The organism is Christiangramia aestuarii, assembly GCF_009735585.1.
Taxonomy (GTDB): domain Bacteria; phylum Bacteroidota; class Bacteroidia; order Flavobacteriales; family Flavobacteriaceae; genus Christiangramia; species Christiangramia aestuarii.
Window position 1 is genome coordinate 20,551 of the sequence record NZ_VJVW01000008.1, and the last position, 7,802, is coordinate 28,352.

The window sequence follows — 7,802 nt, forward strand, 5'->3', positions numbered from 1 at the left end:
CAAATAATACTAAAACCCTCTGAAAAGAGGGTTTTTTATTTCCTTATTTTTAGCAGATCTTTTAAATTGGGACCATGGCCTTTTAGCCTGCTCAATAATTTCATAAAGACTAATGCAGTAATATAGGCATCTCCAGAAGCGGTATGCCGGTCTATTAAGTCGATGTTATATGCTTCAGCGATCTCATCAAGAGAATAGACCTTATCCCGGTCTATGAAATTGGTAATAATCCGCGTTTTCCTGTAAAGCACGGCCGTGTCCAAGACTTTGTTTTTTAATTTCGGTAGTCCATTCCGTGAAAGGGCTTTATTGATCATCTTGATATCAAAGCCCGCATGATGAGCCACCAGGACCGAATTCTGGATATAGTTCAGGAATTTTTTTAAAGCCCCTAGTTCCGAGATTTTTTCAAATTTTTCATTCTGAATAATACCATGGATTTTCACCGTGTCGGGATTGAACCTGTCCTGGTCCAGGAAGACCTCGAAACTGTCACTGATCTCAATGCTTTTGTTCTCGATCCTAACCGCCCCAATACTTAAAATGCGATCTTCTTCAAAATCGAAACCGGTAGTTTCTGTATCGAAAACCACAAACCTTACCTCCGAGATCTTTTCCGGCAGTTTCTCCTCAAAACTACTGGCATAATTTTGCCAGAAATAGGGGAGGTCATCGTGAACCTTCTTCTTTTTAAACCATTTCCCGATCATAAATAATAGGTAGCTTCAAACCTTACTTTTATTAATTCCTGAATTTCTTTTATGGTCTTAAAGCAACGCTTTAATTTGATCTTGTCTTCTTTACTTAGATCCTCCAGGTTAATAAACCTCCCGTTGTCTTTATGTTTTAAACCCTGTTTTGTCCTGAATTTGATCAGCGCTCTAGATGAGTAAGCACAAGCCTGGTAGATCTCCTTATTATTTGGTTCAAGTTGAGCCAGCTTTTCAAATCTTTCTGAAGTATTACTGATATTTTTGACCCGGTGTTCCAGGATAAGCAATCGAGCGGCATCAGTAAGCGGCATAATGCCTCGTTTTTTAATATCGAAAAGATCTTTTTTCTCTCCGTCCTGTTCAACAAGAAATTGCCTGAAAAAACCTAAAGGCGAAGGATTCCTTAAAGCCTGTGCCGCCAGGCGGTTCAGAAAATTCCGGTTGCCTTTAAGAATATCGAAAATATGATCAGACAAAGAATTAGTGAGCCTTACATCTCCATAGGAAATGTCGAAATCAAAAAATATCTGGCAAAGCAGGATCTCATCATTCCCCGAGGTGGTTACCCAATCAGAAAACTGCTCCTTCCATTCAGAAAGGGAAAGGCAATATTTAGGATTTCTGGCCATCATTTCTGCGGGACAGAATTCGTATCCAATAATATTGAGTCTTTTGGTGACCTTGGTGGCCAGTTTCAAAAAATAAGCACGGGTTTCCTCCAGTTTTTCTTCAGGCACATCTTCGAAAACTAAGGCATTATCCTGATCGGTATTCAGCAATTGCTCTTTTCTTCCCTGGCTCCCAAGGGACATCCAGGCAAATTTTACCGGGGTTGGTTGATCAATTTTCTCGATACATCTTTGTATGGTCCTTTTAATAGTTGCATCGTTCAGTTCAAAAACTATATTCGAAATATGCGACAGTGGAATATTGCTCCTTAAATACCCATTTAAAAGAATATTTATTTTATTCCTGATCTTTTTCAGCTTCTTGGTGCTGCCAGCCCGGTTGATGGCCTTCATTAAAACGGCTGGATTGTTTCCCTGGGAAACGATAATATCATGTTCAGAAACAATTCCTTTAACCTTGGTATTAGGGGTGCCATCCTTGGTGATGCAAATATGGTTGATATTGTGCTTCATCATGGTTAATTGCGCCTGGGCAATGGTAAGGCCTTTAGAGTAACAGATCACCGGCGAGTTCATCACCTCACTAATCATTCCGCTTATGGGCACCCTTCCTGTGGCAACCAGTTCTCTTATATCCACGTCGGTCACAATACCAACAGGTTTCTTATCTTCCACAACGATTACCGATCCAACTCTTTTCTTACTCATCAAAGTAGCCGCTTTCTGAATACAAGTATTAGGCGCTACGGTCACCATTTTTTTAATGATAGGAATAGGTTGTAGTTCGAATAGGGCTTCCTTTTTGTTTAAGCTTATATCCTCTTCATCTGCGATCAACTTACCCCGGTATTCTTCGGAATATGGATTCCGGGCGTTCGAGGCAAAACTTTCCATCAGAAAATTACCCACGTTAGGATTGCTTATGGCATAAGGCTTAAAGATCTCCAACGGAATAGCATAGACAACGCTTTCCTCATCGGCGATGGCATTTAGCTGGTAATTTTCTTTAGCGAATAAGGGGCGCAGGCCAAAAACGTCGCCCTCATCACATTTATCGATGGTCTCCGGATCCTCGTTCTCGCCCATTTTTTGAAGGTCTACAGCTCCTTTTTGTACGATATAGAAATAGTCATGCACTTTTTCATCCTTGGCAAAGATCATTTTTCCCTGTTCAAAATACATGACTTTCACTTCGCCAGCAATAAGTTCTAACTGGTCCTGATCCAGGAGGGAGAATGGTGGAAAATGACTAAGAAAATCGGCTATTCGAACAGCTACAGAGTTTTTCACTTCTCAATTATAATTTCGTTAACGGTAAGGGTTGAAAAAAAATGGTATTTTTTAAAAAATTTAGAATTATGAAATTTATAAAAACTCTAGCAGTCATGTTTATATTTCTTTCTGCTAGCGAAATCAGGTCCCAGGTTTATACCCTTAGTTATGTTGATCACGGATTGGAGCATTACAGTTATGTCAACACAGATACGAAACCAGATATAAAGGTACAAGGAAATATTTATATCACAGAAAATTTCATAGAAGGTAAGATTATAGATCTAAAGAAAAACTCTAGGCAGCCTGCTCTGTTAAGATATAACGCTTTTGATGATGTAGTGGAATTTAAACTGAATGAAACCATGCAGCCTAGAATTCTCCCAAAGTTGGAAAATATTATTTATGAATTTCCAGATTATAAATTAACCTATTATGACTGGAAAGATAATGATGAAAACTTAGAGCCAGGGTATTATCTGCAATATTTTTCTAAAGATGAATTAAAACTTATAGCTAAACCTGGTTTAAGAATGACCGAGTTATCTAAAAACTTTGAAAGGAATAAATCCCTTAGTCTATTTGTTGACTATAATTACTACATCATTGATAATAATAAGTTGACCAAGATTAAGATTGGAAAGAAAGATCTTAAACAAATGTTCCAGGGGAATTCTGAAGTTTTAGATTATATATCTAAAACAAAGATCGAAGAAGTAAAGGATGTTCGAAGGGTGCTGGAATATTACCAAAATCAATAATCAGTTTTATTTTTAATATACACATATGGTACTGAGAAATTTTTTTCTGCTAATCATTTTATTTGGAAGTCTAACCTATGGTCAGAACATTACTTCCAATAATCAATTATATGTGGTTTCCAATTATGGAGTGGTTAAAAACATCCCTGAGGGGCAATTACGTACCTTCTATGCTAAAGGTTCACCATATCACTCAGATGATTTTAAGAATGGAAAAATCATTAATACTGAAACTCTAAAGGAAGAGAATGCAAGACTCAGATATGACATTTTATATGATAGAATCCAAATAAGGATTGGAAATACTTCTAAATATCGATTTTTACCTAAAAGAAAAGATATTGCATACGTGATTGGAGGAAGTAAATTTATTTATGGAGAATATCAAAATGAAAAAGGAAAAAAAATATCAGGATATTTCGAAGAGATTTATATAAACGACAACCTTAAATTATTAGGTGTGCATAAGGTAGATATAATTCCTGCGAAACTCGCCGTAACAGGATATGAGAAACCTAAAAAGGCGGAGCTCGTTCAAGAGAAGCATTATTATATAATGGATTTAGATGGTAAGGTGAAGGAGGTAAAGCTTAAAAAGAATAATATTCGAAACGTATTAAACCATAGAGAAGTTGATGATTATTTAGATTCCAATAAAATAAAGAATGAAAATGATCTGATTAGGCTGTTGGAAATTCTCAATTCCTAAAAGATCAAATTTCGTTTATGCGAGGTAATTAATTAAGGATTATGATATCATATTTTGATTTCATAATCCTTAATTAATTTATGAATGGCCTTTTCGGTTTCAGAAAGTTCAATATAATTTGGCTTCACCTCTTCCTTAACCTTTTTAAAATAAGGCACTATTTCCCCGTTTTCATAGGTTTCTATTACTTTAGGATGTACGTAATAGCTTCGGCAGACAGATCTTGTGTTCCCTAAACCTTCTGCGGCAGCATCAAATCCAGAAAGAATATTTTTTTTGTTTTCTTTTTCATCTTCCACATAACCTAATTCATAAACAGTTTCAAAAAAGATCTTGGTGGCAGACCAGGTCCTAAAGTCCTTGGCAGAATAAATATCTCCACTTATGTCATGTATGTATTCATTGATCATCCCGCTGTCTATGGTTTGTTTTTCCCCATTCTCATTATAGAATTTGAACAGTTCCCATCCCGGGATCTCTTCGCATTGGTTGATTAGTTCTACCAGTTCCTTGTCTTCAACGGTAATAGAATGTTCCTTTCCCTTTTTTCCAATAAATTCGAATCTGAGACCATTTTCAAAGGTTTTTACATGCTTTGTTCTGAAGGTAGATAAACCATAAGTCTTATTATTTTTAGCATAATAGTGGTTCCCGACCCTTATATGAGTTTCCTCCATAAGTCTTATCACGAGCGCTAAAACCTTTCTTTTAGGCATTCCTTCTAAATTAAGGTCAGCTTCTACCTGTTTCCTTATCTTCGGAAGCATTTTTCCGAAGCTGGACATTTTAAAGAATTTGGTCTGATTCCTGATCTTGGACCAGGTGGGGTGATACATATATTGTTTACGTTCTTTTTCATCCCGGCCAACTACCTGCAGGTGCCCGTTAGGAAGATGGGTAATCCTTACATTTTTCCAGGCTGGAGGAATTACCAGGCTTTTGATACGCTCTATGGTTTTAGAGTCTGAAATTTTCTCTTCTTTCTTATAATAAGCAAAGCCACGACCTACCTTTTTTCTATGTATGGATAAATGCTGTTCAGAAACATATCTCAAATTGGCAAGTTTTACCGCTTCGTGGGGATCGTTCATTACAGTTTCAACATCATCAGGCGACAGCGTCATATTTTTTATTTAAATATAGGCTGAAATCTTTTCGGGGATATTTAAAGAAGTGTGAAACTTGAGCTAATGAAAATAAAAAACTCCCTGATTAAAGGGAGTTTATAACTTTATTAAGAGTCGTTAATCTATTCGAAATAGCTGAAGCTGTCTCCGGCCTTGATCTTTAATAAGGATTCATAGATAAGGTTGATCACATTCTCCACATCATCTTTATGTACCATTTCAACGGTGGTATGCATATATCTTAAAGGAAGAGATATCAGGGCAGAAGGTACACCTCCATTGCTGTAAGCGAAAGCATCGGTATCTGTTCCGGTAAACCTTGAAGAAGCATGGCGCTGGAATGGGATTTTCTTCTCTTCGGCAGTATCGATGATCAATTCTCTAAGTTTGTTCTGAACAGCAGGAGCATAAGAGATCACCGGCCCATCACCGATCTTATTCAGACCGTTGGTCTTCTTTTCGATCATTGGGGTAGTGGTGTCGTGAGTAACATCGGTCACTATAGCAACATTTGGCTGAATTCTGTGCGTGATCATTTCAGCTCCTCTAAGCCCGATTTCTTCCTGAACTGAATTTGTAATATATAAACCAAAGGGAAGCTTTTTGCCATTTTCCTTTAAAAGCTTGGCTACCTGGGCAATCATAAATCCACCAATTCGGTTATCCAGGGCACGGCAAACGAATTTGTTTTCATTAAGGACAAAGAATTCATCTGGATAGGTGATCACACAACCTACGTGAACACCAAGTTTTTCAACTTCCTCCTTATTAGTACAACCTACATCTATGCAAATGTTGTCCATTTTAGGAGATTGTTCTTTTTCCTTGTCTCTTGTATGAATGGCTGGCCATCCAAAAACACCTTTTACGATTCCGTTCTTAGTGTGAATATTTACCCTTTTCGAGGCAGCGATCTGGTGATCACTTCCACCATTACGCACTACATATATAAGACCTTCGTCTGAAATATAATTCACGTACCAGGAAATCTCGTCCGCATGTCCTTCTATGACCACCTTATATTCAGCTTCGGGATTTATCACTCCAACGGCCGTTCCGTAGGTATCGGTGATGAATTCATCTACATAAGGTTTAAGGTATTCCATCCATAACTTTTGGCCCTCGGCTTCGTAACCTGTTGGCGCAGCATTATTAAGGTAGTTCTCCAGGAACTCCATCGATTTTTTGTCTAGTATCTCGCTTTTCTTCATTGCTCAAAATTATTTTCACGAATTTAAAAAGTTTTAGATTGGTGACAACTCGCGATTGATTAATTTTGGAATGATTTTGGTTCAAATCAGTTCAGTAAAGAACGAAAAGTATATATAGTGATTAGGTATTTTTCCATATTAATAGTCTTAATTGGTTTCAATGCATTTGGGCAAAAGTCTAACCGGCCTTTTCCCAAGGATAGCATTGAAAGCGATACTATTGTGAAGCAATATATGATCATCGAAGGAGATTCAATTCCCCGGGAAGCCATAGATCTTGAAGAAGTGGTTCTACTGCGGAAGTTGAAATTCAATAATAATAAGGACAGAAAACGTTATTTAATCCTGCGTAGAAAAACACGAAAGGTTTATCCTTATGCCAAACTGGCTTCTGAAAGGCTCGTAGATCTCAATTCCCGTCTGGATCAGATTAAATCTAAACCGGCCAGGAAGAAATATACCAAGATCGTTCAGAATTATATAGAGGATGAGTTTTCGGCAGAACTAAAAAAACTTACCCGCACCGAAGGCCAGATCCTGGTCAAGCTAATCCATCGACAAACAGGGGTGACCACTTTCGATTTGGTGAAAGACCTTAAGAGTGGGTGGAGGGCGTTCTGGTATAACACCACGGCCAGCATGTTCGATATATCTTTAAAGGAGGAATATCATCCTGAATCTAACCAGGAAGATTTCTTAATAGAGGATATTCTACAAAGATCCTTTCGGGATAATATATTAGAAAGACAGGAATCTGCCCTGGATTTTGAATATCTCGACCTTAGTGATAAATGGAATAATTCTATTACCTCTAAAAAGAGCAGTTAAATTTCCTGATTGTATTTCTGAAGATCAGACTTTTATAAGAGCTTCTTAAATTTATCCAAAAAAAACCTGTGATTTTGTTTGGCGGGAAGAAAGAAGTTGGTGTATATTTGCAGCCGCTTTGAGAGCAAGGCGAAAGTTCACTGACACGAGTACTGATAGGGAATACGGGGCGATGAAGGCTTTAAAAACCAAATAAAATTTTTTCAAATTTTATTTGGTTGGAAAGGAAAAGTCGTCGTATGTTTGCAGCCGCTTTCGAGGGGAGGCGAGAAGTTCACTGAAAGTACTGCTGATAAGGCTTGCGAGGCAAATGCGGCATTAAAAATTAAATAAAATTTTTTTGAATTTTATTTGGTTGGAGAAGGAAAGTCGTTTTATATTTGCACCCGCTTTGGAAACGAAGCGAAGTTCTTTAAAAGATTTGAGGGTGATCAAACTGAGTTTGAAGCTTTTAAAAAGAAACTAAAAATTTTATTAAAAAGTTTTGGTTGGTAAAGAAAAAGCGTTGTATATTTGCACCCGCTTTGAGACAGAGCAAGCGTTCACAGTAAC

The 7,802-nt window shown here is 37.3% G+C and carries 7 protein-coding genes; 3 read left to right on the forward strand and 4 right to left on the reverse strand.

Annotation, left to right across the window (positions count from 1 at the left end; genetic code table 11):
- Positions 1–35: 35 nt before the first annotated feature.
- Together FLP08_RS14960 and FLP08_RS14965 are read right to left on the reverse strand one after the other, a co-directional pair.
- Entirely contained in the window at positions 36–710 is a 675-nt protein-coding gene (locus tag FLP08_RS14960; RefSeq protein ID WP_156277925.1) for a 3'-5' exonuclease, read from the reverse strand.
- Positions 707–2,632 carry a DUF294 nucleotidyltransferase-like domain-containing protein gene (locus tag FLP08_RS14965; RefSeq protein WP_162431098.1) on the reverse strand — a complete coding sequence of 642 codons (1,926 nt, stop codon included), beginning with the start codon at positions 2,630–2,632 and terminating at the stop codon, positions 707–709. Before FLP08_RS14965 ends, FLP08_RS14960 begins: the two co-directional genes overlap by 4 nt.
- A 95-nt stretch (positions 2,633–2,727) precedes the next feature.
- On the opposite strand from FLP08_RS14965, the gene FLP08_RS14970 reads away from it, so the two are divergent.
- Positions 2,728–3,375, forward strand: a complete 648-nt coding sequence (locus FLP08_RS14970) for a hypothetical protein (protein ID WP_156277927.1) — start codon at positions 2,728–2,730, stop codon at positions 3,373–3,375.
- 25 nt (positions 3,376–3,400) lie between these two features.
- Entirely contained in the window at positions 3,401–4,084 is a 684-nt protein-coding gene (locus tag FLP08_RS14975; protein WP_156277929.1) for a hypothetical protein, read from the forward strand.
- 47 nt (positions 4,085–4,131) lie between these two features.
- Here the strand turns inward: FLP08_RS14975 and FLP08_RS14980 are convergent, their stop codons facing one another.
- Both FLP08_RS14980 and FLP08_RS14985 read right to left on the reverse strand, forming a co-directional pair.
- The gene (locus FLP08_RS14980; protein ID WP_156277931.1) at positions 4,132–5,208 is read right to left on the reverse strand and encodes a DNA topoisomerase IB; all 1,077 of its coding nucleotides are present in this window, start codon (positions 5,206–5,208) and stop codon (positions 4,132–4,134) included.
- 125 nt (positions 5,209–5,333) lie between these two features.
- Positions 5,334–6,422 (reverse strand): M42 family metallopeptidase, encoded by a 1,089-nt coding sequence (locus FLP08_RS14985; RefSeq protein WP_156277933.1) that lies wholly within the window; start codon positions 6,420–6,422, stop codon positions 5,334–5,336.
- Between the two features lie 114 nt (positions 6,423–6,536).
- On the opposite strand from FLP08_RS14985, the gene FLP08_RS14990 reads away from it, so the two are divergent.
- Complete coding sequence (locus FLP08_RS14990; protein ID WP_162431100.1) at positions 6,537–7,250, forward strand: DUF4294 domain-containing protein; 714 nt, start codon at positions 6,537–6,539, stop codon at positions 7,248–7,250.
- Positions 7,251–7,802: the final 552 nt, after the last annotated feature.

What these genes read in the sequence shown, in the direction of transcription:
- FLP08_RS14960 (WP_156277925.1), bottom strand. Translation starts at nt 710, where the DNA reads ATGATCGGGAAATGGTTTAAAAAGAAGAAGGTTCACGATGACCTCCCC.
- FLP08_RS14970 (WP_156277927.1), top strand. Translation starts at nt 2,728, where the DNA reads ATGTTTATATTTCTTTCTGCTAGCGAAATCAGGTCCCAGGTTTATACC.
- FLP08_RS14975 (WP_156277929.1), top strand. Translation starts at nt 3,401, where the DNA reads ATGGTACTGAGAAATTTTTTTCTGCTAATCATTTTATTTGGAAGTCTA.
- FLP08_RS14980 (WP_156277931.1), bottom strand. Translation starts at nt 5,208, where the DNA reads ATGACGCTGTCGCCTGATGATGTTGAAACTGTAATGAACGATCCCCAC.
- FLP08_RS14985 (WP_156277933.1), bottom strand. Translation starts at nt 6,422, where the DNA reads ATGAAGAAAAGCGAGATACTAGACAAAAAATCGATGGAGTTCCTGGAG.